Origin of the sequence: Streptomyces sp. NPDC005775 (assembly GCF_042871565.1) — a bacterium.
Taxonomy (GTDB): domain Bacteria; phylum Actinomycetota; class Actinomycetes; order Streptomycetales; family Streptomycetaceae; genus Streptomyces.
On record NZ_JBIAIU010000010.1, the window covers coordinates 79,116 to 106,084 of the forward strand.

At 71.5% G+C, this 26,969-nt stretch carries 26 protein-coding genes; 12 read left to right on the forward strand and 14 right to left on the reverse strand.

The features are described from left to right. The first annotated feature begins 59 nt into the window (after positions 1–59). Positions 60–461 carry a YrdB family protein gene (locus tag ACFYPA_RS23000; protein WP_359078740.1) on the forward strand — a complete coding sequence of 134 codons (402 nt, stop codon included), beginning with the start codon at positions 60–62 and terminating at the stop codon, positions 459–461. Positions 462–652: 191 nt separating this feature from the next. Here ACFYPA_RS23000 and gdhA read toward each other — a convergent pair whose 3' ends face one another. Continuing rightward, the gene (gdhA, locus tag ACFYPA_RS23005; RefSeq protein ID WP_359078738.1) at positions 653–2,026 is read right to left on the reverse strand and encodes an NADP-specific glutamate dehydrogenase; all 1,374 of its coding nucleotides are present in this window, start codon (positions 2,024–2,026) and stop codon (positions 653–655) included. A gap of 338 nt (positions 2,027–2,364) precedes the next feature. Beyond that, a complete protein-coding gene (locus ACFYPA_RS23010) occupies positions 2,365–2,535 on the reverse strand; it encodes a hypothetical protein (RefSeq protein ID WP_359078736.1) in 171 nt (56 codons plus the stop codon). Between the two features lie 384 nt (positions 2,536–2,919). Here ACFYPA_RS23010 and ACFYPA_RS23015 point away from each other — a divergent pair, with 384 nt between their 5' ends. Then, positions 2,920–3,384: an RDD family protein gene (locus ACFYPA_RS23015; protein ID WP_359313981.1), complete on the forward strand. Its 465-nt coding sequence runs from the start codon at positions 2,920–2,922 to the stop codon at positions 3,382–3,384. Positions 3,385–3,493: 109 nt separating this feature from the next. Here the strand turns inward: ACFYPA_RS23015 and ACFYPA_RS23020 are convergent, their stop codons facing one another. The 4 genes from ACFYPA_RS23020 to ACFYPA_RS23035 form a co-directional block, all read right to left on the reverse strand. Continuing rightward, entirely contained in the window at positions 3,494–4,177 is a 684-nt protein-coding gene (locus ACFYPA_RS23020) for an ABC transporter ATP-binding protein (protein ID WP_389133920.1), read from the reverse strand. A gap of 111 nt (positions 4,178–4,288) precedes the next feature. Continuing rightward, complete coding sequence (locus ACFYPA_RS23025; protein WP_389133923.1) at positions 4,289–5,743, reverse strand: ABC transporter permease; 1,455 nt, start codon at positions 5,741–5,743, stop codon at positions 4,289–4,291. 148 nt (positions 5,744–5,891) lie between these two features. Continuing rightward, entirely contained in the window at positions 5,892–7,163 is a 1,272-nt protein-coding gene (locus ACFYPA_RS23030; RefSeq protein WP_359078730.1) for an Ig-like domain-containing protein, read from the reverse strand. Between the two features lie 287 nt (positions 7,164–7,450). Further along, positions 7,451–7,855, reverse strand: a complete 405-nt coding sequence (locus ACFYPA_RS23035) for a hypothetical protein (protein WP_359078727.1) — start codon at positions 7,853–7,855, stop codon at positions 7,451–7,453. A gap of 184 nt (positions 7,856–8,039) precedes the next feature. Here ACFYPA_RS23035 and ACFYPA_RS23040 point away from each other — a divergent pair, with 184 nt between their 5' ends. Then, positions 8,040–8,327: a hypothetical protein gene (locus ACFYPA_RS23040; protein ID WP_359078725.1), complete on the forward strand. Its 288-nt coding sequence runs from the start codon at positions 8,040–8,042 to the stop codon at positions 8,325–8,327. 63 nt (positions 8,328–8,390) lie between these two features. Here ACFYPA_RS23040 and hutH read toward each other — a convergent pair whose 3' ends face one another. The 5 genes from hutH to ACFYPA_RS23065 form a co-directional block, all read right to left on the reverse strand. Then, positions 8,391–9,941 carry a histidine ammonia-lyase gene (gene hutH / locus ACFYPA_RS23045; RefSeq protein WP_359078723.1) on the reverse strand — a complete coding sequence of 517 codons (1,551 nt, stop codon included), beginning with the start codon at positions 9,939–9,941 and terminating at the stop codon, positions 8,391–8,393. Positions 9,942–9,976: 35 nt separating this feature from the next. Further along, the gene (locus ACFYPA_RS23050) at positions 9,977–11,206 is read right to left on the reverse strand and encodes a GGDEF domain-containing protein (protein WP_359313487.1); all 1,230 of its coding nucleotides are present in this window, start codon (positions 11,204–11,206) and stop codon (positions 9,977–9,979) included. A 96-nt stretch (positions 11,207–11,302) separates the two neighbouring features. Further along, positions 11,303–12,115, reverse strand: a complete 813-nt coding sequence (locus tag ACFYPA_RS23055) for an enoyl-CoA hydratase/isomerase family protein (RefSeq protein WP_389133928.1) — start codon at positions 12,113–12,115, stop codon at positions 11,303–11,305. Between the two features lie 281 nt (positions 12,116–12,396). Next, positions 12,397–13,569: an adenylate/guanylate cyclase domain-containing protein gene (locus tag ACFYPA_RS23060; protein WP_359078717.1), complete on the reverse strand. Its 1,173-nt coding sequence runs from the start codon at positions 13,567–13,569 to the stop codon at positions 12,397–12,399. A gap of 144 nt (positions 13,570–13,713) precedes the next feature. Then, on the reverse strand, positions 13,714–14,577 hold the full coding sequence (locus ACFYPA_RS23065; protein ID WP_359078715.1) for a biotin--[acetyl-CoA-carboxylase] ligase: 864 nt from the start codon (positions 14,575–14,577) through the stop codon (positions 13,714–13,716). A gap of 155 nt (positions 14,578–14,732) precedes the next feature. Here ACFYPA_RS23065 and ACFYPA_RS23070 point away from each other — a divergent pair, with 155 nt between their 5' ends. From ACFYPA_RS23070 to ACFYPA_RS23085, 4 genes are all read left to right on the forward strand, one after another. Continuing rightward, positions 14,733–16,325, forward strand: a complete 1,593-nt coding sequence (locus ACFYPA_RS23070) for an acyl-CoA carboxylase subunit beta (protein ID WP_359078713.1) — start codon at positions 14,733–14,735, stop codon at positions 16,323–16,325. A gap of 14 nt (positions 16,326–16,339) precedes the next feature. After that, positions 16,340–16,546 (forward strand): acyl-CoA carboxylase epsilon subunit, encoded by a 207-nt coding sequence (locus tag ACFYPA_RS23075; protein ID WP_359078711.1) that lies wholly within the window; start codon positions 16,340–16,342, stop codon positions 16,544–16,546. Between the two features lie 191 nt (positions 16,547–16,737). Further along, entirely contained in the window at positions 16,738–16,866 is a 129-nt protein-coding gene (gene mmpB, locus ACFYPA_RS23080) for a morphogenic membrane protein MmpB (RefSeq protein WP_359078709.1), read from the forward strand. Between the two features lie 34 nt (positions 16,867–16,900). Further along, a complete protein-coding gene (locus ACFYPA_RS23085; RefSeq protein WP_359313490.1) occupies positions 16,901–17,509 on the forward strand; it encodes a nucleoside triphosphate pyrophosphatase in 609 nt (202 codons plus the stop codon). Positions 17,510–17,519: 10 nt separating this feature from the next. Here the strand turns inward: ACFYPA_RS23085 and ACFYPA_RS23090 are convergent, their stop codons facing one another. Continuing rightward, positions 17,520–17,981, reverse strand: coding sequence for a hypothetical protein (locus ACFYPA_RS23090; RefSeq protein ID WP_359350592.1), 462 nt, complete (start codon positions 17,979–17,981; stop codon positions 17,520–17,522). Positions 17,982–18,364: 383 nt separating this feature from the next. Here ACFYPA_RS23090 and ACFYPA_RS23095 point away from each other — a divergent pair, with 383 nt between their 5' ends. Both ACFYPA_RS23095 and ACFYPA_RS23100 read left to right on the forward strand, forming a co-directional pair. Then, entirely contained in the window at positions 18,365–20,119 is a 1,755-nt protein-coding gene (locus ACFYPA_RS23095) for a biotin carboxylase N-terminal domain-containing protein (RefSeq protein WP_359078703.1), read from the forward strand. A 170-nt stretch (positions 20,120–20,289) separates the two neighbouring features. Then, positions 20,290–20,901: a helix-turn-helix domain-containing protein gene (locus ACFYPA_RS23100; protein WP_359078701.1), complete on the forward strand. Its 612-nt coding sequence runs from the start codon at positions 20,290–20,292 to the stop codon at positions 20,899–20,901. 30 nt (positions 20,902–20,931) lie between these two features. Here ACFYPA_RS23100 and ACFYPA_RS23105 read toward each other — a convergent pair whose 3' ends face one another. Beyond that, the gene (locus tag ACFYPA_RS23105; RefSeq protein WP_359078699.1) at positions 20,932–21,882 is read right to left on the reverse strand and encodes a DeoR/GlpR family DNA-binding transcription regulator; all 951 of its coding nucleotides are present in this window, start codon (positions 21,880–21,882) and stop codon (positions 20,932–20,934) included. Positions 21,883–22,081: 199 nt separating this feature from the next. After that, entirely contained in the window at positions 22,082–23,521 is a 1,440-nt protein-coding gene (locus tag ACFYPA_RS23110) for an NAD(P)H-quinone dehydrogenase (protein ID WP_359078697.1), read from the reverse strand. A 276-nt stretch (positions 23,522–23,797) separates the two neighbouring features. On the opposite strand from ACFYPA_RS23110, the gene ACFYPA_RS23115 reads away from it, so the two are divergent. The 3 genes from ACFYPA_RS23115 (at position 23,798) to ACFYPA_RS23125 (ending at position 26,934) form a co-directional block, all read left to right on the forward strand. Beyond that, positions 23,798–24,235: a gamma-glutamylcyclotransferase gene (locus ACFYPA_RS23115; RefSeq protein WP_136327705.1), complete on the forward strand. Its 438-nt coding sequence runs from the start codon at positions 23,798–23,800 to the stop codon at positions 24,233–24,235. Between the two features lie 135 nt (positions 24,236–24,370). Further along, on the forward strand, positions 24,371–25,195 hold the full coding sequence (locus ACFYPA_RS23120) for a purine-nucleoside phosphorylase (RefSeq protein ID WP_359078695.1): 825 nt from the start codon (positions 24,371–24,373) through the stop codon (positions 25,193–25,195). 98 nt (positions 25,196–25,293) lie between these two features. Further along, complete coding sequence (locus ACFYPA_RS23125) at positions 25,294–26,934, forward strand: phospho-sugar mutase (protein WP_389133936.1); 1,641 nt, start codon at positions 25,294–25,296, stop codon at positions 26,932–26,934. The last annotated feature ends 35 nt before the right edge of the window (positions 26,935–26,969 follow it).

A 26,969-nucleotide genomic window follows, 5' to 3' on the forward strand; every position in this document is an offset into this window, starting at 1 on the left:
CGGGCCGGTTACCCTCGCTGCGACATGCACGGCGAGGGTTCGGCAAGGGTGGGGGCACCATGCACGACGACCGTACGGACAGACCGGCGATCCCTTCGCTGAGCGGCCGGCCCTGGTGGGCCGCCAACGAAGTTCTGGCCTTCCTCGTGGAACTGGTGGCGCTGGCCTGCCTGTTCGGGTGGGGCTTCACCCTCGGCGACGGCCTGGCCCTCCAACTGCTGCTGGGGGCCGGTGTGCTGGCGGTCGCCATCGCTCTGTGGGCGCTGTTCGCCGCGCCCCGCGCCCGCTTCCCGCTGCCGCTGGCCGGCGTACTCGTGGTCAAGGCCGTGGTGCTCGGCGGCGGCGCTCTCGCCCTGTACGCGGTGGGTCATCCGGTGGCGGCCACGATCATGGCCGTCGTCGTGGTGGTGAACACGGGCCTGGCGGAGACGTTCCGGCGCCGGCCGGCTGCTACGGCATAGCGCGGGACCGCGCCTTTGCCATCCGGGCGACGTCCACCGGACGTCTCAGACGCCGGCCGGCCTGCTTCTGCCGGCCCGGCGGATGTAGCCGATGACACGCGCTCCGACGTGCCCGCACGGCCACGGGCCCGGGACGCGTCCGCGTCCCGGGCCCGTGTCGGTCCGCCCGTGTCGGTCCGTCGGAAGACCGGTCAGATCAGTCCCTGTGCCAGCATCGCGTCCGCGACCAGCTCGAAGCCGGCGATGTTCGCGCCGACCACGTAGTTGCCGGGGCTGCCGTAGCGCTCCGCCGTGGTGAAGCAGGAGTCGTGGATGTGGCGCATGATCTCCGCGAGCCGCTCCTCGGTGTGGGCGAACGTCCAGGAGTCGCGCGAGGCGTTCTGCTGCATCTCCAGGGCGCTGGTGGCCACACCGCCCGCGTTGGCCGCCTTGCCGGGGGCGAAGGCCACGCCGGCCTGCTGGAAGACGCGGACGGCCTCGGGGGTGGTGGGCATGTTGGCGCCCTCGGCGACCGCCTTCACGCCGTTGCGTACGAGGGTCAGCGCGTCCGCCTCGTGGAGTTCGTTCTGCGTGGCGCAGGGCAGCGCCACATCGCAGGGCACGCTCCAGACGCCGGTGCCGGGCACGAAGACGGCCTCGGGCCGGCGTTCCGCGTACTCGGAGACGCGGCCGCGGCCGGCCTCCTTGATCTCCTTGAGCAGGGCGAGGTCGATGCCCTTCTCGTCCACGACGTAGCCGTTGGAGTCGGAGCAGGTCACCACCGTGGCGCCGAGCTGCTGGGCCTTCTCGATCGCGTAGATCGCGACGTTGCCCGAGCCGGAGACGACGATGCGCCGGCCGTCGAGGCTGTCGCCCTGGCTGCGGAGCATTTCGGCGGTGAACAGGACGCAGCCGTAACCGGTCGCCTCCGTACGGACCAGGGCGCCGCCCCAGCCGAGGCCCTTACCGGTGAGGACTCCGGACTCGTAGCGGTTGGTGATGCGCTTGTACTGGCCGAAGAGGTAGCCGATCTCGCGGCCACCCACGCCGATGTCGCCGGCGGGGACGTCGGTGTACTCGCCGAGGTGGCGGTGGAGCTCGGTCATGAACGACTGGCAGAACCGCATGATCTCGGCGTCCGAGCGGCCCTTCGGGTCGAAGTCGGAGCCGCCCTTGCCGCCGCCGATGGGCATGCCGGTGAGGGCGTTCTTGAAGATCTGCTCGAAGCCGAGGAACTTCACGATGCCGAGGTTGACCGACGGATGGAAGCGCAGTCCGCCCTTGTACGGGCCCAGCGAACTGGAGAACTCGACCCGGAAGCCGCGGTTCACGTGGATGTCGCCGGAGTCGTCCGACCACGGCACGCGGAAGATGAGCTGGCGCTCCGGCTCGCATATGCGCTCGATGATCCGGGCGTCCACGAACTCCGGCCGCTGGGCCAGCACCGGTCCGAGCGTCTCCAGGACTTCCCGGACGGCCTGGTGGAACTCCTTCTCGCCCTGGTTGCGGCGGAGGATCTCCGCGTACAGCGGCTCGATGACGCGGTCGGCGGCGTGCGGCGTTGCGGAGTCAGGGGTGGCCGGCATCTGATCAAGACCTTCCATGGTTCGGCTCATGCGCGAAGGCACCCCCGTCCCGAGGGGCGCACCAGGTCCCCCTCGCCGTTGAGGGCGTCGCCCGACTTCACGCAGACCGTGCTCACGAAAGCGACGTACAGGACCGTTGTGGCGTACCGAGTGTCCCAGCGGGACGACGGAATGCTCCACGGGCATCCACATGGTGATCCCTTCATGCCGTCCGCGGGAAGGCCGCGACCGTCCGGCGGGAGGCCGGTTCCGGGCAGAATTGGCCGGGTTGCGGCGGGGTCGCACATCATCCGAAGTGGTGAACCTCACAGCGGCGAAGGGGCGACTGTGAGGTTCCGTCAGTCCTCGCGCGGGCTGCGCAGCATCCACAGACCGGCCGCCGCCGCGAGCAGCACCACGCCCGACACCACGCTCAGGGCGATGTGCAGCCCTTCCTGGCCCACCAGGAAGTTGAGCGAGAGGTTCGCGACGAGAGCGACGAGGACGACGGTCCGGAGCAGCGGTTTCACGGGGTTCCTCCAGGGGGCGGGGTGCCGGGCCTTCTCCGGCGGCGGTGTCCTCATGCTTCCAGCGCGCGGACTCCGGCACGAGGGAGCGGCCTCCCGGACCCATGGTGTAGCGGTCTACACCTCGCGGCGCCCCGCCCCCGTCCGCGCAGGGGTGCGGACCCGGCCTGCGGAGTGCGCCGTCCGGGCCCGCGATGACGGACTATCAGACATGATTCCGTCATGACGACATCACGGGGGAACCGCAGCGACCGCACCCCTCATCCCCCTTACAGACCAACGCCGTTGGCCACCGGACCGCTGTTCGGATACGGGCAGCCGAACCCCTCGTACGCGCCCGGCCGCCCGGAGCGGCACACACCCGGCACACCGCCCCGGGCCGGCGACATGCGGCGCTACCTCGCGGTGGGACTCGACTGCTACCTCTGCATGGTCGCCGGCGGCTTACTGGTCCGGCCGTACGCAGACTCGGCGACCCTTCCCCGGGCCGTCGGACTGCTGATCGTGCCGGTGCTCGTCCTCTCGTTCCTCAACCAGGTGGTGCTCACCTCGGTCGTCGGCGCGGGCGTGGGGAAGCTGATCATGGGGATACGGGTGGTGAGCCTGCCGGACGTGGGGCGTCCCGGCCCCGGGCAGCTCGTGCGGCGCTGGCTGTACGGGCTGTGCTGGCTGCCGCTGCGGCCCTGGTACGGGCTGCGCACCCGGTCGGCCGGGTCCGGTGGCGCCGGTGGCCCCGGTCCGCGCACGGGCTGCGAGGAGAGCGGCGCGTACGGCGACCCGTACGGACTGCGCCAGGTCCTGCGCACCGACTTGGCGGCGCACCGCCGGGCCGTGGCCGGACGGGCGGGCTGAGCCGGCGGACCGTGGCCCGGGCCCGCCGGCCGGGAGTGACGGGAGAGCCGGAGGGACGTCCGGCCGGCGGACCCGTTGCCACCGGCCGGACGGGAGGTAAGCGGCCCGGTCAGGCCGCGGCGTTCTCCGTGATGGTGACCTTGCCCTTGCGGATGGTCGCCAGGCGCGGGGCCCTGCGGGCGATCGCGCTGTCATGGGTGACCATGATGAAGGTGAGCCCGTGCTCCTTCCACATGGTCTCCAGCACCTCCATGATCTCGTCGCGCATCGACTCGTCGAGGTTGCCGGTGGGCTCGTCGGCGAGCAGCACCTTGGGCTGCTTGACCAGGGCCCTGGCTATCGCGACGCGCTGCTGCTGGCCGCCGGACATCTCACCGGGAAGGTGGCCGAGCCGTTCGCCGAGCCCGACCGAGTCGAGCGCCTCGGCGGCCCGTCTGCGCCGCTCCGGCGCCTTGACGCCGAGCGGGACGAGGGCGGTCTCGACGTTCTCCTGGGCGGTGAGCGTCGGGATGAGGTTGAAGCTCTGGAAGACGAAGCCGATGTTCTCGGCGCGGACCTTGGTGAGCTTGGCCTCGCTGAGCCGGGCGAGGTCCACCCCGTCGAGTTCGACGCTGCCGTCCGTGGGACGGTCCAGGCCGCCGAGCATCTGCAGCAGCGTGGACTTGCCGCCGCCGGTGGGGCCCTGGATGACGAGGCGGCCGCCGTCCTCGATGGTCAGGTCGACGCCCGCGAGCGCGTGGACGGTGGACTTGCCGCGCGTGTAGCGCTTGGTGACGCCTTGAAGCGTGTACATGGGCCAACTCCTGCTGGACGGTGATCGCGGATCCCGGGCGACCGCCTCGGGGATCGCGGATCGCTGGGGAACGGGGTACGGGATGCCCGGGTGCCGGTCATCCCGTACGGGCTACTCGACGCGGCGCAGCGCGTCCGCGGGGCGCAGCCGGGAGGCGCGCCAGCCGCCGAAGGCGCCCGCGATCAGCCCGCCCGCGACGGCCAGGCCGACGGCGATCAGGATGACCGAGAGGGAGACGGGTGCGGTCAGCGCGATGTCGAGCGCCTTGGACGCGGTCTGACGGCCGGGGCCGCCCATGCCGCCGCCGCGCCCCGCGCCGCCGCCCGTGGAGCCGAGCTGTGCGGTGAGGGTGGGGCTGATGGCGGTGACGGCGTACGCCCCGGCGAGGCCGATCGCGATGCCGAGGACGCCGCCCATCAGGCCGTTGACGAGGGCTTCGCCGATGACCTGCCGGGTGACGCGGCCGCTCTTCCAGCCGAGCGCCTTGAGCGTGCCGAACTCCCGTACGCGGCGGCTGACCGCCGAGGAGGTCAGCAGCCCCGCCACCAGGAAGGCGGCGATGAGCACGGCGATGGAGAGCCACTTGCCGACGCTGGAGGCCAGGTCGGACGCGGTGGACAGGGAGCCGGACACGGTGTCCGCGAGGTCGGCGGAGGTGGTGACCGTGGTGCCCGTGATGTTCTTCTGGATCGCGGCCTTGACGCTGTCGATCTGCTGGGAGTCAGCAGCCTTCACGTAGACCGTGGTGACCTTGTCCTTCGCGTCGGCGAGGGTCTGGGCCTGCTGGAGCGGGATGTACAGGTTGGCGGCCGCTTCGCCGCTCTCGGCCGTCGAGACGCCGATGATCGAGAACTTCGTCCCGTGGATCGTCACCGTCTTGCCGGTCGAGAGTTCCTTCTCCTTCGCGTACGCGGCGTCGACGACGGCCACCTTCGCGTTGGTCTCGGTCGTCTTGAACGTACGTCCGGTGGTGATCTTCGACGAGGTGAGCGGGCCGAGATCCTGCTTGGCGACGTCGGTTCCGTACACGGTGTAGGAGTTGACGTCGAAGGAGGCGCCGCCGCCCCGGACCTCGCCCTGCGGCTGGCTGGTGCCGCCGCCGGGGCCGCCCCGGCCGCCGCCCTGGGTGGTGCCTTCCTCCTGCTTGAACTCGCCGCGCTTGAACTGGCCGTCCACCTTCATGACGGTCATGCTGAGCCCGCCGACGGCGTCGGCGACGCCGCTCTGCCCGTTCACCTCGGTGACCGTGCTGGAGGCGAGCGTCTGGAAGCCCTGGACCATGACGCGGTCCGTGCTCTGCGTCGCCTCGTCGTCGCTGTCCTTGGCGTCGAACTCGAACCTGGGGCGCTCCGTGGTGGAGCCCGGCGCCGCGGCGGCCTTGGTGACGGTCATGTCCGTGCCGAGGCCGTACAGCGATTGGAGGACCTTGTCCTGGGCCTTGCTCATGCCCGAGGAGACCGAGCTGACGATGATGACCAGCGCAATGCCGAGGGCGAGCCCCGAGGCGACGACGAGCGCCGCCTTTCTGCGGCGGCGCAGCTCGCGCCGGAGGTAGGTGAAGAACATGGCGTGAGGTTAGGAACCTCTTGTGATGGTGGGTTAAGGCCACGATGAGAGCGGGATGAGAACACCCCGGTACGCCGAAGGCGGCGGCACCGCGTCCATGGGGACCGGGTGCCGCCGCCTTCGGCGTACGGGCTGGGGTGCGGCCGGCTCAGGCGTTGGAGCCCGCCGTCCACTGGGACCAGCTCATGTTCCAGCCGTTGAGGCCGTTGTCGGGCTTGATGGTCGCGTCCGGGGAGTTCTTGACGATGACCACGTCGCCGATCATGGAGTTGTTGTAGAACCAGGCGGCGGGCTGGCCGGGGTCACCGGCTCCCTTGGCGTCGGCGAGGCCCACGCAGCCGTGGCTGGTGTTGGCGCTGCCGAAGATGGACTTGGCGCCCCAGTAGTTGCCGTGGATGAAGGTGCCCGACGTGGAGAGCCGCATGGCGTGCGGCACGTCCTTGATGTCGTACTCACCCTTTCCGTCGTCGTCGGTGAAGCCGACCGTCGAGCCGTCCATCCGGGTCTCCTTGAACTTCTCGGAGATCACCATCTGGCCGTTGTACGTCGGGTTGTCCGTCGAACCGGCCGAGATCGGGATGGTCTTGATCGTCTTGCCGTTCTGGGTGACGGTCATCGTGTGCGTCTTGGCGTCCACGGTCGACACCTGGTTGCGGCCGACCTTGAAGGTGACCGTCTTCTGCTGCACGCCGTACACGCCGTCCGCACCTTCGACACCGTCGAGCGCGAGCTTCAGCGTGACGGTGGAGCCGCCCGTCCAGTAGTCCTCGGGGCGCAGGTCCAGGCGCTGGGAGTTGAACCAGTGGCCGGCGACCTGCTGGCCGCTGCTGGACGTCACGGTGATGCCGGCCTGGACGGCCTTCTGGTCCGTGATCGGCTTGTTGAAGTTGATCGAGACCGGCATGCCGACGCCGACGGTGGAACCGTCCTCGGGGGTGAAGTTCCCGATGAAGCTGTTGGCGGGCGAGACGGTGGTGAAGGAGGAGTTCTCGTGGGCCTCGCGGCCCTTCGAGTCCTGCGCGGTCGCGTTGATCTTGTACGTGGTCGAACGCTCCAGCTGCGCGTCCGGCTTCCAGCTGGTGCCGTCGGCCGACAGGGTGCCCTTGACGCTCTCGCCGGCCGCCGTGGTCATCGTGACGACGGTCAGCTTGCCCTTGGTGACGGCGACCTTGGCGGCGTTGTTGATGCTCGCGTTGGTCGAGCCGTTCTTCGGCGAGATCGCTATCTGCGCCTCGGAGGCCTCCTCGGCCGCCGCCTTGTCGACCTCGGCCGCCTGTGACTTCTTCGAGCTGTCCGGGCTTGCGCCGCTCTTGTCCCCGTCGTCGCTGCAGGCCGTGAGCACCAGCACGCCGCCGAGCAGTGCGGACGCGGCCATGAGGCCCTTGCGCCGTTTGCTGTCCGTCATCACACGCTTCTCCATCGTTGCCGAAATCCCCAAAAACCCCGAGCCAGGCCGTCGACCGGCGATACCCGTCAATGTTCCAAGAACACCCTGAATGGGTGACCCGTTCCACATCTGCCTCAGATGTGGGGAACACCACTCATCGACGCGGTGGTGACAGCCGTGGTTCCCGCTGGTCCTCACCTATGTGTCCGCCGGCGCTCGACGCCCGGTCGTCCAGCACGTCCGCGACCCGGATGTACCGGCCGCTCACGCGCACCGGCCCCGGTCCGCCGGGTGCGGGCCGGGGCCGGTGTTCCCACTGGCTAGGCCCGCCGCTCCGTGCTGCCGTTCCTGTCGTCCTTCTCCCCATTGTGCGGGACGCCAAAAGTGCGCTCGTCGCCTTCGGCCTCTTCGTCGTCCTCGTCGTCGCCCTCCTCACCGTCCTCGTCCTGGTCGTCGTCGAGGTTCCATCCGTCCGGATCCTCGGGGTCGTAGTCGATGGTCTCGCTGCTCCAGGAGGCCTGGGTCAGCTCGACCCCCGGCACCTCGCTGACCAGGTCGAACGGGTCGATCAGGGAGGCGAGCGCCTCCGCACCGTCTTCCCGTACCGCGGTCTCGGCACGCGTGCGTTCCTCGGCGGACTCGCCGCCCGGCTCCCCGTACTCCGCCGCGAGGCTTTCCAGCGCGGTCCCGCTCAGGGCGTCGGCGTCCGTGATCTCCAACACCATTTCGACACGAAGGCGAACGAATCGTGATGACTCAGAAGTACTCATGAGGTGGAGCGTAAAGGGACCGGCCGTCATGACTTTCCCGCGACCCGCTGCGTTCATTAGCATCGGCGCAACAGGCCTGAGGGCACCCGGCATTCGGGGAGCCCTCTCCCGTACGGCTGCCCCGAGGGGGATCGATCCCGTGGTCATTGCCCGCCGCCCGTTCCTGACCGCCACCGCCGCGGCGACACTCCTGTGCGCCTTGTGGTTCGTCCCGTCCGCCAACGCGGGCGACGCGGGCACCGCGCCGGGCACGGCAGGCCACAGCGCCACCGCCGATGATTCGGGTACGGAGTCGGCAGCGCTCTCCGACACCGGGACCGGCACCGACACGACGCCGTACGTCCTCGGCGGCATGGCGCTCCTGGGCGCGGGTGCCGGTTTCGTCGCCCACTCGGGCCGCCCCGGGGGTCCGCAGCCCGCGGTGTGAGCCGCGTACGCGAGAGCGGCCACCAGGTTCGCCCGGTGGCCGCTTCCCCGTGTACGGCCGCGGTCAGGCCAGCGGGCCGGTGACGGGCTCGACCGCCGCGACGAGCTTGCCGGCCCGGACGAAGGCGTCAGCCGCCGCCAGGTCCGGCGACAGGAAGCGGTCCGGGCCGGGGCCCTCGACGCCCGCCGCCCGCAGCGCCTCGATGGCGGCGAGCGAGGCGGGGGCCGGGGTCAGGCCCTGCGCGGCGCGCAGTTCGACGGCGCGGGTCGCCGCGTACAGCTCGACGGCGACGATCCGGGCGAGGTTGTCGACGGCGGTACGGAGCTTGCGCGCGGCCGACCAGCCCATCGAGACGTGGTCCTCCTGCATCGCGGAGGACGGGATCGAGTCGGCGGAGGCGGGGACGGCGAGCCGCTTCATCTCGCTGACCAGGGCGGCCTGGGTGTACTGGGCGATCATCAGGCCCGAGTCGACTCCGGCGTCGTCGGCGAGGAACGGCGGCAGCCCGTGCGAACGGTTCTTGTCCAGCAGCCGGTCGGTGCGCCGCTCGGTGATCGAGCCGAGGTCCGCCGCGACGATCGCCAGGAAGTCGAGGACGTACGCGACCGGCGCCCCGTGGAAGTTGCCGTTGGACTCGACCCTTCCATCGGGCAGCACCACCGGGTTGTCGACGGACGAGGCCAGTTCGCGGTCGGCGACGGTCGCGGCGTACGCGAGGGTGTCGCGGCCCGCGCCGTTGACCTGGGGCGCACAGCGCACCGAGTAGGCGTCCTGGACGCGCGGCGCGTCGTCCTGGTGGTGACCGGTGAGGCCGGAGCCTGCCAGCACCCGCAGCATGTTGTCGGCGCTGGCGCCCTGGCCGGGGTGCGGGCGGATGGCGTGCAGCTCGGGGGCGAGGACCCGGTCCGTGCCGAGCAGGGCCTCCAGCGAGAGGGCCGCCGTGATGTCGGCCGAGGTGTAGAGGCTGCGCAGGTCGGCGAGGGCCATCACGAGCATGCCGAGCATGCCGTCGGTGCCGTTGAGGAGGGCGAGGCCCTCCTTCTCGCGCAGCTCGACCGGGGTGATGCCGTGGGCGGCGAGGAGCTCACCGGCGGGGCGCACGGTGCCGTCGGGGCCCTCCGCGTCGCCCTCGCCCATCAGGGTCAGGGCGCAGTGCGAGAGCGGTGCCAGGTCGCCGGAGCAGCCCAGGGAACCGTACTCGTGCACGACGGGTGTGATTCCGGCGTTGAGTACGTCCGCCATCGTCTGCGCGACCTCGGGCCGCACGCCCGTGTGACCGGAGGCGACGGTCTTCAGCCGCAGGAACATCAGCGCCCTGACGACCTCGCGCTCGACGCGCGGGCCCATGCCGGCGGCGTGCGAGCGGACGATGTTGCGCTGGAGCTGAGCGCGGAGCTCCGGGCTGATGTGGCGGCTGGCCAGGGCACCGAATCCGGTGGAGACGCCGTAGACCGGCTCCGGCTTGGCGGCGAGCGCTTCCACGATCTCGCGCGCGGCGGCCAGGGCGCTCACCGCGGTGGCGGAGAGCTCGACACGGGCGTTGCCGCGGGCCACGGCGATGACGTCCTGAGCAGTGGTACCGGACGTCCCCACCACGACTGTATGCATATCCATATTCAGAAGCGTACGGATTGAAAGCCTTCATGTCACTAGTGGTCGTCGGGTTGACCCCTTACCGGATCCATCGCCTCGGGGACGGCTCCGCGCAGCCGGCGACGGTCGTGGGCGGATTTGGGCGGGGAGTCCGCCAGCCGGATGACCTCGCCGTCCCGCCCGGCCACCACGGGCCTGCTGGAGCGGGCCGCCTTCGCCCGGTACTGGGCCGCGTCCGCGAGCCGGAAGAGCCGCCGCGCGGAGACCACGGGACCGATCGGGTCCCCCGTGGACGCGATCCCGCAGGCGACCCCGTTGCCGAACTCCAGCTCGGCGGCCCGGTCGCAGAGCTCCGTGGCCACCGCGATCACCTCGTCCGCCCCGGGCCCCAGGGCCAGCAGACAGAACTCGTCCCCGCCGAGCCGGGCCGCCAGCGCGCCGGGCAGCATGGCGCCGCACCGGGAGAGCACGGAGCCGAAACGTTCCAGCAGACGGTCGCCGACGGCATGCCCGTGCGTGTCGTTGACCCGCTTGAGCCCGTTGAGGTCGCAGACGGCCAGGCTCACCACCGAACCGTCCTCCCGGTGCCGCTCCACCGCCTCGTCGAGGCGCATGTCGACGGCCCGACGGTTGGCGAGGCCGGTCAGCGGGTCGGTGAAGGCGAGCTTGCGCACCTCCTCCAGGCGCTCCGTCTGCGAGATCCCGGCGGCCACCACGGCGGCCAGCACGGTGGCGAAGTCCGCGTCCCGGCGGTCGAACACCGGCTCCCCCACCGGCCGCGCCACATAGAGCTCGCCCCAGGCCCGCCCGTGCAGCACGATCGGCGCGACCACGCAGCAGCCACGCCCGCGCCGGCGCAGCGCGGCCACCCGCTGGTGGCAGTAGCCCCGCCCGTAACCATGCGCGCCCGCCACCTCCGCGCCCCCCGTGTCCACACCCCCGGGCTCCCGCTCCACCGGACCGTCGGCGGTCTCCACCCAGGCGTCCGGCTCACCGCCCCCGGCCCACCGCTCGTGCAGGAACTCGGTGATCTCCGGGAACTGGTGCACCGGGTACGTCTCCTCGTCGGGGAACTCCTCCTCCCCCTCGGCCCGCTCGCCCGCGTTGACCAGCACCCGCAGCCGCCCGCGGTCGCGCTCCCAGACCGACAGCGCGGCGAAGCTGCCGCCCAGCGCCTCGCACGCACCCAGCGCGGCCGCCCGCCAGCACCCCCGCGGGGTGTGCGCCGCCGCCATCGCCTGCGCAAGCGAAACCACGGCCCGCAGCCGCGCATCGTCACCACCCATCGCCCCAGCTTATGTAGTTTTGCGATGATTTGATCAGCGCGAAGCCCTATTCATGCACGGTGCGTCGCGAAACCGTCACAGCGAGTCAATATCCGGTCACTCCCCCGGCCAGTTCGGCTTCCGCTTCTCGTTGAACGCGGCCACCCCCTCCGCCCGGTCGCCGGAGAAGGCCACCGAACGCCACGCGGAGTCCTCGACCTCCAGACCTGCCCGCAGATCGAGCCCGTGGCCGAGCCGCAGCGCCCGCTTGGCCGCCCGCAGGCCCACCGGGGAGTTCCCCGCGATCCGGCCGGCCAGCGCGAGCGCCTCGCCCCGGTCCTCACCGGCCGCGACCAGCTCGTCGACCAGGCCCAGCTCGCGCGCCTCGGCCGCCTCCACGCGGCGGGCGGTGAAGATCAGCTCGGCGGCCCGCGCCGCCCCGATCCGACGCGGCAGCAGCTGGGTGCCGCCACCGCCCGGGATGACCCCGACCGACACCTCGGGCAGGCCCACCAGGGCGGTCCGGTCGGCGACGATGAGATCGCAGGACAGGGCGAGCTCGAACCCGCCCCCGAGCGCGAAGCCGTGCACGGCGGCGATCGTCGGCATCGGCAGTTCGAGGACTCCGGTGTAGGCGGCGCGCGCGGTGGGCCGCTGGCGCACCAGGTCGGCGTCGGTGAAGGAGTTGCGCTCCTTGAGGTCCGCGCCGACGCAGAAGGCCCGCTCGTGGCTGGAGGTGAGCACCGTGACCCGGACGTCCGGGTCGGCGGCGAGCGAGGCACAGGCGGCGGCGATCGAGCGGGCCATGTCGGTGGACACCGCGTTCATGGCCCCGGTCCGGTCGAGGACCAGCTCGGCCACGTGCTCCAGGCCCTCGTGACCCCGTACGACGACGAACTCCCCGAACCGCTGCTCGGACGTGACGGTCATGACTGCACCCCTGTCGGTTAACGAGCGTTACCGGAGGGATCCTAGGGCGTGTTTCGAAAGTAGCGCCGTCCGCCCGGAGGGCGGGCCCCGCGGCGTCTGGTGCGTGCGATCGCAAGGCGTGGAATTGGTCTCGTAGCGGAGCTACTAGGGCATTTCCACAACGCGGCGAGCGTGCGTGCCAGGCGTCGCGGGGCAGGCGGGACTTTCGAAACACACCCCAGAGCTCTCCCGCCCGGTCCTGACCGGAACTCCGGACAGGACCCAGGGAGATCAGGGGGCGGTCAGGACGTGCCGCGGCGGGCCAGCAGCCACGGCTCGACGATGCCGAGCCCACGCACCGGGCGCTGCCACATCGGCTGCAGCCCGTAGCGGTACTTGGGTACGTGAGCGGGCTCCACGCCGTCCGCGGCCTCCTTCGCGGCGGCCGCCGCCTCCTCCGCGGCCTGGGCCTCGGAGACGGGGGCGTCGCCGGTACGGGTCAGCTCCTTGGCGAACGCCCCGTCCACCAGGACGGCGTCCTTCGGCGCTATCGACGTCAGCCGGCTGGCCAGGTTCACCGTGGTGCCGAAGACATCGCCCATCCGGGTGGTGACGGTGCCGAACGCGATGCCGACGCGCAGCGCCGGCATCGTCTCGTCCAGGGTCATCGCCTCGATGAGGCGCAGCGCGATCTCGGACGCGGTGCCCGCGTCGTCGGCGGCGAAGAGGACCTCGTCACCGAGGGTCTTGATGAGCCGGCCGCCGTGCGCGGCGACGAGGTCGGCGCAGGTGGTCTCGAAGGACTCGACGAGTTCCCCGAGCTCCTCCTCCTCCAGCCGGCGGGTCAGCCGGGTGAAACCGACGAGGTCGGCGAAGCCGACGGCCAGGCGCCGGTCGACCATCTCGTCGTCGTCCGCGGCCTGCACGACCCGGCCGGTGGCGGCGGCGAGCTGGCGCCGCCACACGTAGACCAGGAACTCCTCCAGTTCGGGCAGGAGCAGCTCGATCAGGGGATACGTGACCTCGGTGCGGGTCATGCCCGGCTCGGGCGGCTCGGTGAGGCCCTCCAGGAAGGAATCGATCTGCCATTCGGCCAGCCGGGCGGTGGTCTGCCCGGTCGACCGGGCCACCTGGATCGCCATCGGCTCGCTGAGCAGCCCGGCCTCGACCAGACCCGAGAGCCGCCGCAGCGCCAGCACGTCCGCCTCGGTGAGCGCCTTGGCCTGGCCGATGTCGGCGAAGCCCATGGCCCGCCAGAACCGGGAAGCCAGGTCCATGGAGACGCCCGCGGTCCGGGCGGCCTGGAACGGGGTGTAGCGGCGGTCGGCGCCCAGGATCAGCTGTTCCAGCCGGATCGCCAGGGGATCGTCGGTCGGTTCGGCCGTGTGGTCGACTTCGTGATGCGGTGTCGCGTGGACCGAGGAGTCCGGCGGGGGCTCCGCGCCCGCGTCGGAGTTCGTGTCGTCGACGGTCACCAGCCGCCTCCTGCCCGTTCCCTGCGCACTGCCCTGCCGATCTGTCGGTGGATCGCCTCAACGATACGGCAGGTGTGCCCTACCTCACGTCGTCGAGGCGTTACCCGACGGGTCGGGGCGTGCGGTACCGCTCGGAAGTCCTTCTCAGGTCAGTCCACCCTCCGCGCCGCGCAGGTGCACGATGTCGCCCGCCGAGACCGGCTCCCTCAGGCCGTCGCCCGAGGACAGGACCAGCCGGCCGTCCCCGTCGATCGCCACCGCCTCGCCGACGAGGGTGCGGTCGCCCGGCAGCTGCGCCCGTACGGTCCGCCCGAGGGTCGCGCAGCCCGCCGCGTACGCCTCCTGGAGCCCGCTGGCCATGGCGTCGCCGTCCGCCGCCCTCCACTGCCCGTACCACTGCTCCAGGGAGCGCAGGACGCCCCGCAGCAGCGTCTCGCGGTCGGTGGAGACCGCGCCGGCGAGGGCGAGCGAGGCGGCGGTGGGGGCGGGCAGCTCGTCGGCCCGCAGGGAGACGTTGAGTCCGATGCCGATGACGACGCCGTCGCCGGCCCGCTCGGCGAGGATGCCGCCCGTCTTGCGCTCCTGGCCGTCGACCGTGACCAGGAGGTCGTTGGGCCACTTCAGTGCCGTGTCGACGCCCGCCGCCCGCGCCAGGCCGGTCGCCGCCGCGACGCCCGCCAGGAGCGGCAGCCAGCCCCACCGCCGCACCGGGACGGCACCCGGCGTCAGGTAGACGGAGAAGAACAGGCCGGAGCGGGCCGGAGCGGTCCAGGTGCGGTCCAGGCGGCCGCGGCCGGCGGTCTGCTCCTCGGCGACCAGGACGGCGCCCTCGGCGAGGGAGGCCGCGCGTGCGGCGAGGTCGGAGTTGGTGGAACCGGTGCTGTCGACGACGTCGAGGGCGGTCCACAGCCCGCCGGGGAGCAGCAGTCCGCGGCGCAGCGCGGGAACGTTCAGGGGCGGCCGGTCCAGGTCCGACCAACGGCTCTGTGGCGCATCCGAGGGTGTCATGCAAGCCACCCTAGGTGTGTCAAACGACGCACTGCCGAACCGTATCCGCGCCGATACGCTACGGATCAGTAGCCGTCAGCGTGCGGCCCGTCAGCCGTACACCCGCTGATCAGCAGCACAGTCGTCCCCGTGACCAGGCAGGGAGCCGCCACCCGATGTCCGAGCCGGAAGAGATCGACATCCACACCACCGCGGGCAAGCTCGCGGACCTGCAGCGCCGTATCGACGAGGCGACCCACGCGGGTTCCGCGCGCGCGGTGGAAAAGCAGCACGCGAAGGGCAAGTTGACCGCGCGCGAGCGCGTCGATCTCCTGCTCGACGAGGGTTCGTTCGTGGAGCTGGACGAATTCGCCCGGCACCGCTCGACGAACTTCGGCATCGAGAAGAACCGGCCGTACGGGGACGGTGTCGTCACCGGGTACGGCACGGTCGACGGCCGCCCCGTCTGCGTGTACTCGCAGGACTTCACCATCTTCGGCGGCTCGCTCGGCGAGGTCTACGGTGAGAAGATCGTCAAGGTGATGGACTTCGCGCTGAAGACCGGCTGTCCGGTCATCGGCATCAACGACGGCGGTGGCGCGCGCATCCAGGAGGGTGTCGCGGCGCTGGGCCTCTTCGCGGAGATCTTCCGCCGCAACGTGCACGCCTCGGGTGTCGTCCCGCAGATCTCCCTGATCGTCGGCCCGTGCGCCGGCGGCGCGGTCTATTCCCCCGCGATCACCGACTTCACGGTCATGGTCGACCAGACCTCGCACATGTTCATCACCGGACCCGACGTCATCAAGACGGTCACCGGCGAGGACGTGGGCTTCGAGGAGCTCGGCGGCGCCCGTACGCACAACACCACCTCGGGCGTGGCGCACCACATGGCGGGTGACGAGAAGGACGCCATCGAGTACGTCAAGTCGCTGCTGTCGTACCTGCCGTCGAACAACCTCTCCGAGGCCCCGGCCTTCCCGGAGGAGGCGGACCTGGAGACCTCCGCCGAGGACCGTGAGCTGGACACGCTCATCCCGGACTCGGCGAACCAGCCGTACGACATGCACACCGCGATCGAGCACGTGCTGGACGACGGCGAATTCCTGGAGACGCAGGCCCTGTTCGCGCCGAACATCCTCACCGGCTTCGGCCGGGTGGAGGGTTATCCGGTCGGCATCGTCGCCAACCAGCCCATGCAGTTCGCCGGTTGCCTCGACATCAACGCGAGCGAGAAGGCCGCACGGTTCGTCCGCACGTGTGACGCCTTCAACGTGCCGGTGCTGACCTTCGTCGACGTCCCGGGCTTCCTGCCGGGTGTCGACCAGGAGTACGGCGGCATCATCCGCCGCGGCGCCAAGCTGATCTACGCGTACGCGGAGGCGACCGTCCCGCTGATCACGGTGATCACCCGCAAGGCGTTCGGCGGCGCCTACGACGTCATGGGCTCCAAGCACCTGGGCGCCGACATCAACGTCGCCTGGCCGACCGCGCAGATCGCCGTCATGGGCGCGCAGGGCGCGGTCAACATCCTGCACCGCCGCACGATCGCCGCCGTCACGGACGCCGACGAGAGGGAGGCGACCCGCGCCGAGCTGATGGCGGACTACGAGGACGCGCTCCTCAACCCGTACGTGGCGGCCGAGCGCGGCTACGTCGACGCGGTGATCATGCCGCACGAGACCCGGGCACAGGTGGTGAAGGGGTTGCGGCAGCTGCGGACCAAGCGGGAGTCGCTGCCCCCGAAGAAGCACGGCAACATCCCCCTCTAGAAAGGGTCCTGGCCATGATCAAGGTCGTACGGGGCAACCCGACCCCGGAGGAGCTGGCCGCCGCCCTCGCGGTGGTCCGTGCGCGCGCCGCGGCGGCGTCCGCCGTGTCCTCCGGCGCGCCGGAGCTGCCCGCTCAGTGGTCCGACCCGGCCGGGCTGGCCCGTCGCGGCCGCCACGTGCCGGGACCGCGCGCCTGGGCGCGTACGTACTGGCCCGGCTAAGGCCTCTCCTTCGGAGCAGGCTGGGCTCGATCCAGACGAAAGCCCCTGGTCGTGGACGTCACCGGAGGCCCGGATTCCCCGCGGGGGGTCCGGGCCTCCGGCACGCACCGGAAGGACCTGGTCCGTTCTCACACGTGCGGTTGAGTACGGATACTCAGGCGCGACGGCCGGGCCCACCGCAGGATCGGATCATGTTGTGGTCCGACCCCGAGAACAAGCCGCCGAAGGAACTGCGCGACGCCCAGGACATGATGCGGCGCGCGGGGCTGGTGCTCGCGCTCGCCATGGTCGTCGCGATGATCGTGCTCGGGACGCGGTGAGGGGGCCCGCGCCCGCCCTCGTACGATGGCGCCCATGACTGTTCCCGCACCCCGCCGCCTCGTGCTCGCCTCGCAATCACCCGCCCGTCTGGGACTGCTGCGGCAGGCCGGATTCGCGCCCGAGGTGATCGTCAGCGGGGTCGACGAGGACGCGCTGAGCGCCCCGACACCGGCCGAGCTCGCGCTCGTCCTGGCCCGGGCCAAGGCCGCCGTCGTGGCCGGCCTGCCGGAGGCCGCGGGCGCGCTGGTCATCGGCTGCGACTCGGTGCTCGAACTCGACGGTGAGGCCCTCGGCAAACCGGCCGACGCCGAGGAGGCCACGGCCCGCTGGAAGTCCATGCGGGGGCGCTCCGGGGTCCTGCGGACGGGTCACTGCCTGACGGACACCGCGAGCGGGCGCACCGCCGCCGCCACCGCGTCCACGACGGTCCGCTTCGGGGAGCCGTCCGACGCCGAGGTCGCCGCGTACGTGGCCTCCGGCGAGCCGCTCCACGTCGCGGGCGCCTTCACCCTCGACGGGCGCTCGGCGCCCTTCGTGGACTCCATCGACGGCGACCCGGGCAATGTCATCGGGCTCTCGCTGCCGTTGCTGCGACGGCTGCTGGGAGAGCTCGGGATCCAGGTCACCGACCTCTGGGTCTGACGCGCCCGGATCAGACGGGGGCGGGAGCCGCCGGCTGCCCGGGCTCGGCGCCGGGGGCCGGCTCCTCGTCGGCGGCGGGGCCGTACGCCACCAGGGTCAGCACGATCAGGCCGAGCACCACCATCATCAGGGCGAACGCCGACCAGCCCACCAGGCCGACCGTCAGCGCGCCCAGCACGCCGTGGATGACCGCGCAGCCGATGAGCACGATCCGGGCGACGCGGCCCGGGGCCCGGTCGCGGATGCCCGCCAGCAGGAGCAGTACGCCGCACAGCACCAGGAACAGTCCCGAGACACCGCCCAGCACCCACGTCCCCTTGGACATGACGGCGGGATCGGTGCCGGCCAGGGACATGTCCTGGTTCTTCACGACCGTTCCCAGGACCACGTTGATGATCACGATGCCCACGGCTTCCGCGAACAGCACCAGCGCGGCTATGACAGCCACCGGCCTGCGCACCACGGCGCTCACCCCCTGTTACCTGCAGTACGTGCGATAGCGCGGACCCTACTAACCGGTAATCCCGCGGACAAGGGGTGGGGCCAACCCCTTCACACCCCTGCTCGGACCCCACTTGTGCGGGCCCGGGTGCGTCGGGCAAAGAATTACGCACCGCTTAGTAGGAACTCCACAAAGAAACACGGGGAGTCGCTGCCCGTGCCGACAGAGACCTGGGCCACACCTCGTGGCTACTGTGCCGTCATGGTCTCCGGCGTACCGTGGTGCCACAAGGGATTACGCGACTCGAGCAAGCCTCGAATCACACTCCGTGTGGGCAAGCTCACCATTGGGGACGGGTCGTAGGACCGTGTCGGTTGTCCCTAAACTCAGCTTGTTTCAAGGAGGGAGCCATCGTGCGCAAGGTGCTCATCGCCAACCGTGGCGAAATTGCTGTCCGTGTTGCCCGAGCTTGCCGGGATGCGGGAATCGGGAGCGTGGCCGTCTACGCAGACCCGGACCGCGACGCTCTGCATGTGCGTGCGGCCGACGAGGCATTCGCGCTGGGCGGTGACACCCCGGCCGCCAGCTATCTGGACATGGCCAAGGTGCTCCAGGCGGCCAAGGACTCCGGGGCGGACGCGATCCACCCGGGTTACGGCTTCCTTTCGGAGAACGCCGAGTTCGCCCAGGCCGTACTCGACGCCGGTCTCACGTGGATCGGCCCGCCGCCGCAGGCGATCCGGGACCTCGGCGACAAGGTCGCGGCCCGTCACATCGCCCAGCGCGCCGGCGCCCCGCTCGTCGCGGGCACCCCGGACCCGGTCGGGGGTTCCGCCGAGGTCGTCGCCTTCGCCGAGGAGCACGGGCTGCCGATCGCCATCAAGGCGGCCTTCGGCGGTGGCGGGCGCGGGCTGAAGGTCGCGCGCACGCTGGAGGAGATCCCGGAGCTGTACGACTCCGCGGTCCGTGAGGCCGTCGCCGCGTTCGGGCGCGGGGAGTGCTTCGTGGAGCGCTACCTCGACAAGCCGCGGCACGTGGAGACCCAGTGCCTGGCCGACACCCACGGCAACGTGGTCGTCGTCTCCACCCGTGACTGCTCGCTCCAGCGCCGCCACCAGAAGCTGGTCGAGGAGGCCCCGGCCCCCTTCCTGTCCGAGGCGCAGAACGCGGAGCTGTACGCGGCGTCCAAGGCGATCCTGAAGGAGGCCGGCTACGTCGGCGCCGGCACGGTCGAGTTCCTGGTCGGTACGGACGGCACGATCTCCTTCCTCGAGGTCAACACCCGCCTCCAGGTGGAGCACCCGGTCACCGAGGAGGTCACCGGAATCGACCTCGTACGCGAGATGTTCCGCATCGCCGACGGCGAGGAGCTCGGCTACGGGGACCCGGAGATGCGCGGCCACTCGTTCGAGTTCCGCATCAACGGCGAGGACCCGGGCCGCGGCTTCCTGCCCGCCCCGGGCACCGTCACCGTCTTCGCGCCGCCGAGCGGTCCCGGTGTCCGCCTCGACGCGGGCGTGGAGTCGGGCTCGGTCATCGGCCCGGCGTGGGACTCCCTGCTCGCCAAGCTGATCGTGACCGGTGCGTCACGCGCACAGGCGCTCCAGCGCGCGGCCCGCGCGCTGGCCGAGTTCAACGTCGAGGGCATGGCCACCGCCATCCCCTTCCACCGCGCGGTCGTCGCGGACCCGGCGTTCACCTCCGACCCGTTCCGCATCCACACCCGCTGGATCGAGACGGAGTTCGTCAACGAGATCAAGCCGTTCACCGTCCCGGCCGACGCGGAGGCGGACGAGGAGTCCGGCCGCGAGACGGTCGTCGTCGAGGTCGGCGGCAAGCGCCTGGAGGTCTCGCTGCCCTCGTCGCTGGGCATGAGCCTGGCCCGTACGGGACTCGCGGCGGGCGCCAGGCCGAAGCGCCGTGCGGCGAAGAAGTCCGGCTCGGCGGTATCCGGTGACACCCTCGCCTCCCCGATGCAGGGCACGATCGTGAAGATCGCGGTGGAGGAGGGCCAGGAGGTCAAGGAGGGCGATCTGATCGTCGTCCTGGAGGCCATGAAGATGGAGCAGCCGCTCAACGCCCACCGTGCCGGCACGATCAAGGGCCTGGCCGCCGAGGTCGGCAGCTCGGTCTCCTCCGGTGCGGTCATCTGCGAGATCAAGGACTGATCCGCAGGGCATCTGCTCCCCACCTGTTCCACCGGCGCCCCGCTCATGTCGTACGACGTGACCGGGGCGCCGGTCATTCCGGGAGCGGTCCGCCGCCCGACATTACGGAGGGCACCTCCGGTTGCACGATGGCATCCTGGACCCCGGAGCGATAAAGGGAGGACTGCGCGATGGCGATGAGCACGGTACGGACACCGGTCCACACGCCGGACCGGCCCATGCGCGCCGACGCGCGCCGCAACTACGACCGGCTGCTGACCGAGGCCCGCGAATCCTTCGCCGAGCACGGCACCGCCGCCTCCCTGGAGGACGTCGCGCGACGGGCGGGCGTGGGCATCGGCACCCTCTACCGGCACTTCCCGACCCGGCACGCACTGATGAGCGCGGTCTTCCAGGAGGCGGTGACCTCCCTGATCGCCCGCTCCCGCGAACTGGCCGGGGCGGAGCAGCCGTGCGCCGGCCTGGTGGAGTGGCTGGGTGCGCTCATCACTCATGCGGGTGAGTACCGCGGGCTGGCCCAGGCGCTCATGTCGACGTGCCGGGACGAGACCTCGGCCCTGTCGCCGTGCAACGTGCCGTTGCGCGAGGCGGGTGCGGTGCTGCTGGCCCGGGCCCAGACGAGCGGGGCCGTACGGGCCGAGGTGTCCATCGACGACCTGATGCAGCTGACGAACGCGATCGCGCTGGCCGCCGAGCAGTCACCGGACGATCCGGAACTGGCGGGGCGGCTGCTGACGCTGACGCTGCGGGGGCTGAGCAGTTCCAGCCCCCGCGGCGATTGAGGTACGGGGGCCCGGGGGCGGAGCCCCCGGCTACCGCCGACGCAGGTCCGCAACCCTCGCCCGGTCCCCCTGCCCCTGCTCGGCCAGCACCGCCGCCCCCCGCAACTGCTGCGCATGCGTCCGGCGCTGCCCCGGCAGGGGCATGTCGCGACGGGCCGCACGCCCCGGTGGCGCGGTGTCGGCCGAGGCGGGCGCGCCTCCCGCGCCCGCCACCGCGATCTGTACGCCCTGGTCCGCCAGGGCCTGCAGCTCCGCGGCCGCCCGGTCGTCGTGCGCGGCCGGTTCGTCCGTCACCAGACGGGTGATGAGATCCGTCGGCACGGTCTGGAACATGGTGTCGGAGCCCAGCTTGGTGTGGTCGGCGAGGACCACCACCTCCCCCGCGGCCTGCACCAGCGCCCGGTCCACGCTCGCGGAGAGCATGTTGGACGTGGAGAGTCCGCGTTCGGCGGTGAGGCCGCTCCCGGACAGGAAGGCGCGCGAGACCCGCAGTCCCTGGAGCGACTGCTCGGCCCCACTGCCCACCAGGGCGTAGTTGGAACCGCGCAGGGTGCCCCCGGTCATCACCACTTCCACCCGGTTGGCATGGGCCAGCGCCTGGGCGACGAGCAGCGAGTTGGTGACCACGGTCAGACCGGGGACCCGCGCGAGCCGGCGGGCCAGCTCCTGCGTGGTCGTACCGGCGCCGACGACGATGGCCTCGCCCTCTTCGACGAGGCCGGCGGCCAGGTCGGCGATGGCCGTTTTCTCCGCGGTGGCGAGATGGGATTTCTGCGGAAAGCCGGACTCCCGCGTAAAACCGCCCGGCAAGACCGCACCGCCGTGCCGGCGGTCGAGGAGTCCTTCTGCCTCCAGTGCCCGCACGTCCCGCCGTACGGTCACTTCGGAGGTCTGGACGACGCGGGCGAGCTCACGGAGCGATACCGCCCCGTTGGCACGCACCATTTCGAGGATCAACTGACGACGTTCTGCAGCGAACACAAAACTGACAGTAACGTGACCGCCCGAGCGTTTTCAGCTGTTTGCGCCGAATAACAGAAGTTGTACATACAAGGGGCCGCCAAGTGGTATAGGCGGCCCCGTTGTTGTTCCGTACTGATCGAACGGCGGTCGGCGGACCGCCTGAGTTGCCGGGAGTTGCCGGGGAATGGCGGGTTCCCCGGGGACTCGGGCGGGGTGGCTACCCCTCGCCCGCCTGCTTCCGGGTGTGCAACTGACGGGCCACTTCCGCGATCGATCCCGACAGGGACGGATACACAGTGAAGGCGTTTGCGATCTGTTCCACGGTCAGGTTGTTGTCGACCGCGATCGAGATGGGGTGGATCAGCTCGCTCGCCTTCGGCGCGACGACACAGCCGCCCACCACGATGCCGGTGCCGGGCCGGCAGAAGATCTTGACGAAGCCGTCCCGGATGCCCTGCATCTTGGCCCGCGGGTTGCGCAGCAGCGGGAGCTTGACGACCCGGGCGTCGATCTTGCCTCCGTCGACGTCGGCCTGGCTGTAGCCGACCGTGGCGATCTCGGGGTCGGTGAAGACGTTGGAGGAGACCGTCTTCAGGTTCAGCGGGGCCACCGCGTCACCGAGGAAGTGGTACATCGCGATCCGGCCCTGCATGGCGGCGACCGAGGCGAGTGCGAAGATCCCGGTGACGTCACCGGCGGCGTAGACGCCCGGCGCGCTGGTGCGGGAGACCTTGTCGGTCCAGATGTGGCCCGAGTCCTTGAGCCGGACCCCGGCGTCCTCCAGGCCCATGCCCGCGCTGTTCGGGATCGCGCCGACCGCCATCAGGCAGTGCGAGCCGGTGATGACCCGGCCGTCGGCGAGGGTCACCTCGACCCGGTCGCCGACCCGCTTGGCCGACTGGGCGCGGGAGCGGGCCATCACGTTCATGCCGCGGCGCCGGAAGACGTCCTCCAGGACGGCCGCCGCGTCGGGGTCCTCGCCCGGCAGCACCCGGTCCCGGGACGAGACGAGGGTGACGCGGGAGCCGAGGGCCTGGTAGGCGCCGGCGAACTCGGCGCCGGTCACGCCCGAGCCGACCACGATGAGCTCCTCGGGGAGCTCGTCGAGGTCGTAGACCTGCGTCCAGTTCAGGATCCGCTCGCCGTCGGGCAGTGCGTCCGGGATCTCCCGGGGGTGGCCGCCGGTGGCGATCAGCACGGCGTCCGCGGTGAGCGTCTCCTCCGTGCCGTCGGCCGCGGTGACGACGACCTGGCGCGAGCCGTCGGCGGCCTGGAGGCCCTCCAGACGGCCGCGCCCGCGCATCACCCTGGCACCGGCGCGGGTGACGGACGCGGTGATGTCGTGGGACTGGGCGAGCGCCAGGCGCTTCACCCGTCGGTTGACCTTGCCCAGGTCGACGCCGACCACACGCGCCGCCTGCTCGATGTGCGGCGTGTCGTCCGCGACGATGATGCCGAGCTCCTCGTACGAGGAGTCGAAGGTGGTCATCACCTCTGCCGTCGCGATCAGGGTCTTCGAGGGCACGCAGTCGGTGAGCACGGACGCGCCGCCGAGGCCGTCACAGTCGACGACGGTCACCTCCGCGCCGAGCTGGGCGCCCACCAATGCCGCCTCGTACCCGCCGGGTCCGCCGCCGATGATCACGATCCGGGTCACGAAAAGTCCGCCTCGCGTTTCTCGTCCCGCGGCCGTCTGCTGTCCCGGCCGGGGGTCCGGGGGGCCGCCCCGGGGGAATGCAGTACGTACTTCATTGTCCCGCACGCGCCAAGGTGCTTCGCCCCGGGGCCCTCCATACGTGCTCCGGGGCGCCCCGGAGAAGGGAAGCGGCCGGTGAATCCGCGTCCCCGGGCCGGGTCGTCCCCGGGGTGGTTCCCCGGGTTGTTCCTCCCAGGAATCGCCGCTCCCGGTGTCACCTCCCGTACCCTCGATCCCATGTCGCTCTACGCCGCGTACGCCGGCAACCTCGACGCGCGGCTGATGACGCGCCGCGCACCGCACTCCCCGCTGCGCGGCACCGGCTGGCTGAACGGCTGGCGGCTGACGTTCGGCGGCGAGCAGATGGGCTGGGAGGGCGCGCTGGCCACGGTGGTCGAGGCGCCGCGCTCCCAGGTGTTCGTGGCGCTGTACGACCTGGCGCCGATGGACGAGGACTCCATGGACCGCTGGGAGGGTGTCGGCCTCGACATCTACCGCCGCATGCGGGTCCGGGTGCACACCCTGGACGGCGAGGAGCCGGCCTGGATGTACGTGCTGAACGGGTACGAGGGCGGGCTGCCGTCGGCCCGCTACCTGGGCGAGGTGGCCGACGCGGCCGATTCCGCGGGCGCGCCGCACGATTATGTGATGGAACTTCGCAAGCGCCCCTGCTGAGCGCCGGAAACCCACTCTGATCTGCGCTTTCGCTTGATCCCGGCCGAATGACTGTGGGAACGCACGAACGCGCACGGTCAGACTCTGTGCGGGAGCATCTACGCGCGTAGGGATTCAGCGGTTACCCTCATCCGCGTGAACGCATCAGTTATTCCGGACCACATCCAGGGCGACCCGCACGCCTCCGCCGCCGACGCCGCCGCCCGCCTGCGCGAGCTGACCGGTGCCGAGACCCACGACGTCGCCCTCGTGCTGGGCTCCGGCTGGGCGCCCGCCGTCGATGCGCTCGGCACTCCGGAGGCCGACTTCCCGGTGACCGCCCTGCCCGGTTTCCCCGCGCCCGCCGTCGAGGGCCACGGCGGCACGGTCCGCTCGTACCGCATCGGCGAGAAGCGCGCCCTGGTCTTCCTGGGCCGCACGCACTTCTACGAGGGCCGTGGCGTCGCCGCCGTCTCGCACGGGGTGCGCACCGCGGTCGCGGCGGGCTGCGAGACCATCGTGCTGACGAACGGCTGCGGCGGTCTGCGCGAGGGCATGCGCCCCGGACAGCCGGTCCTGATCAGCGACCACATCAACCTCACGGCGGCGTCGCCGATCATCGGCGCCAACTTCGTCGACCTGACCGACCTGTACTCCCCGCGGCTGCGGGCCCTGTGCAAGGAGATCGACGAGACGCTCGAAGAGGGCGTGTACGTGCAGTTCCCCGGCCCGCACTACGAGACCCCGGCCGAGATCAACATGGTCCGCGTGATGGGCGGCGACCTCGTCGGCATGTCCACCGTGCTGGAGGCCATCGCCGCGCGTGAGGCGGGCGCGGAGGTGCTGGGCATCTCCCTGGTGACGAACCTGGCGGCGGGGCTGAGCGGGGAGCCGCTGAACCACGAAGAGGTGCTGCAGGCGGGGCGCGACTCGGCGACCCGGATGGGGTCGCTGCTGGCGAGGGTCCTGGACCGGATCTGATCCGGCTCCGGCCGTTTCGGGGGCGCCGCCCCCGTGCCCCCGCTCCTCGATCGCCGGAGGGGCTTGATCTCGCCCCGACCCCCGAAAGGCGGACCACCGTGCAGCAGGACCTCATGACGCGGGCCAGGACCTGGCTCGCCGAGGACCCCGACCCCGAGACCCGCGACGAACTGGCGAAGCTCATCGACGCCGGGGACCTCGCCGAGCTCACCGCCCGCTTCGCCGGCACGCTCCAGTTCGGCACCGCCGGACTCCGCGGGGAGATCGGTGCGGGGCCCCTGCGGATGAACCGCGCCGTGGTCATCCGCGCCGCCGCCGGGCTCGCCGCGTACCTGAAGGCTCAGGGCCAGGACGGCGGCCTCGTCGTCATCGGCTACGACGCCCGCTACAAGTCCACCGACTTCGCCCGGGACACCGCGGCCGTGATGACCGGCGCCGGTCTCCGGGCGGCCGTACTCCCCCGCCCGCTCCCCACCCCCGTACTGGCGTACGCCATAAGGCACCTGGGGGCCGTCGCCGGCGTCGAGGTCACCGCCAGCCACAACCCGCCGCGCGACAACGGCTACAAGGTCTACCTCGGCGACGGCTCGCAGATCGTGCCGCCGGCCGACGGCGAGATCGCCGCCGCCATCGCCGCGGTCGGCCCGCTGGACACCGTGCCCCGCCCCCAGGGCGGCTGGGAGACCCTCGGCGACGAGGTCCTGGACGCCTATCTGGCGCGTACGGACACCGTGCTGGAGGCAGGTTCACCGCGTACCGCCCGCGTCGTGTACACCGCGATGCACGGCGTCGGCACCTCCGTGCTCACCGCCGCCTTCGACCGGGCCGGCTTCCCGGCCCCGGTCCTCGTCGCCGAGCAGGCCGAGCCCGACCCCGCGTTCCCCACCGTGGCCTTCCCCAACCCGGAGGAGCCCGGCGCGATGGATCTCGCGTTCGCCACGGCCCGGCGCGCGAACCCGGACATCGTCATCGCCAACGACCCGGACGCGGACCGCTGTGCCGTCGCCGTGCCGGACACGGCCGTGGACGGCGGCTGGCGGATGCTGCGGGGCGACGAGGTCGGCGCGCTGCTCGCCGCCCACCTGGTCCGCCGCGGTGTCACCGGCGTGTTCGCCGAGTCGATCGTGTCCTCGTCCCTCCTCGGCCGGATCGCCGGGAAGGCGGGCCTCGGCTACGAGGAGACGCTGACCGGCTTCAAGTGGATCGCCCGCGTGGAGGGTCTGCGGTACGGCTACGAGGAGGCGCTCGGCTACTGCGTCGACCCGGACGGCGTCCGCGACAAGGACGGCATCACGGCCGCGCTCCTGGTCGCCGAGCTCGCCTCCGTGCTCAAGGAGCGGGGCCGCACCCTGCTCGACCTGCTGGACGACCTCGCCCTGGAGCACGGGCTGCACGCCACGGACCAGCTCTCGGTCCGGGTCGAGGACCTGTCCGTCATCGCCGACGCCATGCGCCGCCTGCGCGAGCGGCCGCCGACCGCGCTCGCGGGCCTCGCCGTCGTCTCGGCCGAGGACCTGTCCCGGGGCACGGAGCTGCTGCCTCCCACCGACGGGCTGCGCTACCACCTGGAGGGCGCGCGGGTGATCGTCCGCCCGAGCGGCACCGAGCCGAAGCTCAAGTGCTATCTGGAGGTCGTGGTCCCGGTCGGCTCGGCCGACGAGCTGCCCGCCGCCCGTGCGCGGGGCGCGGAGCTGCTGGGCGGCATCAAGAGGGACCTGGCGGCCGCGGCCGGGATCTGACCGCACGCCCGGGCCGCGGCCCCCGCCCGGCGCCG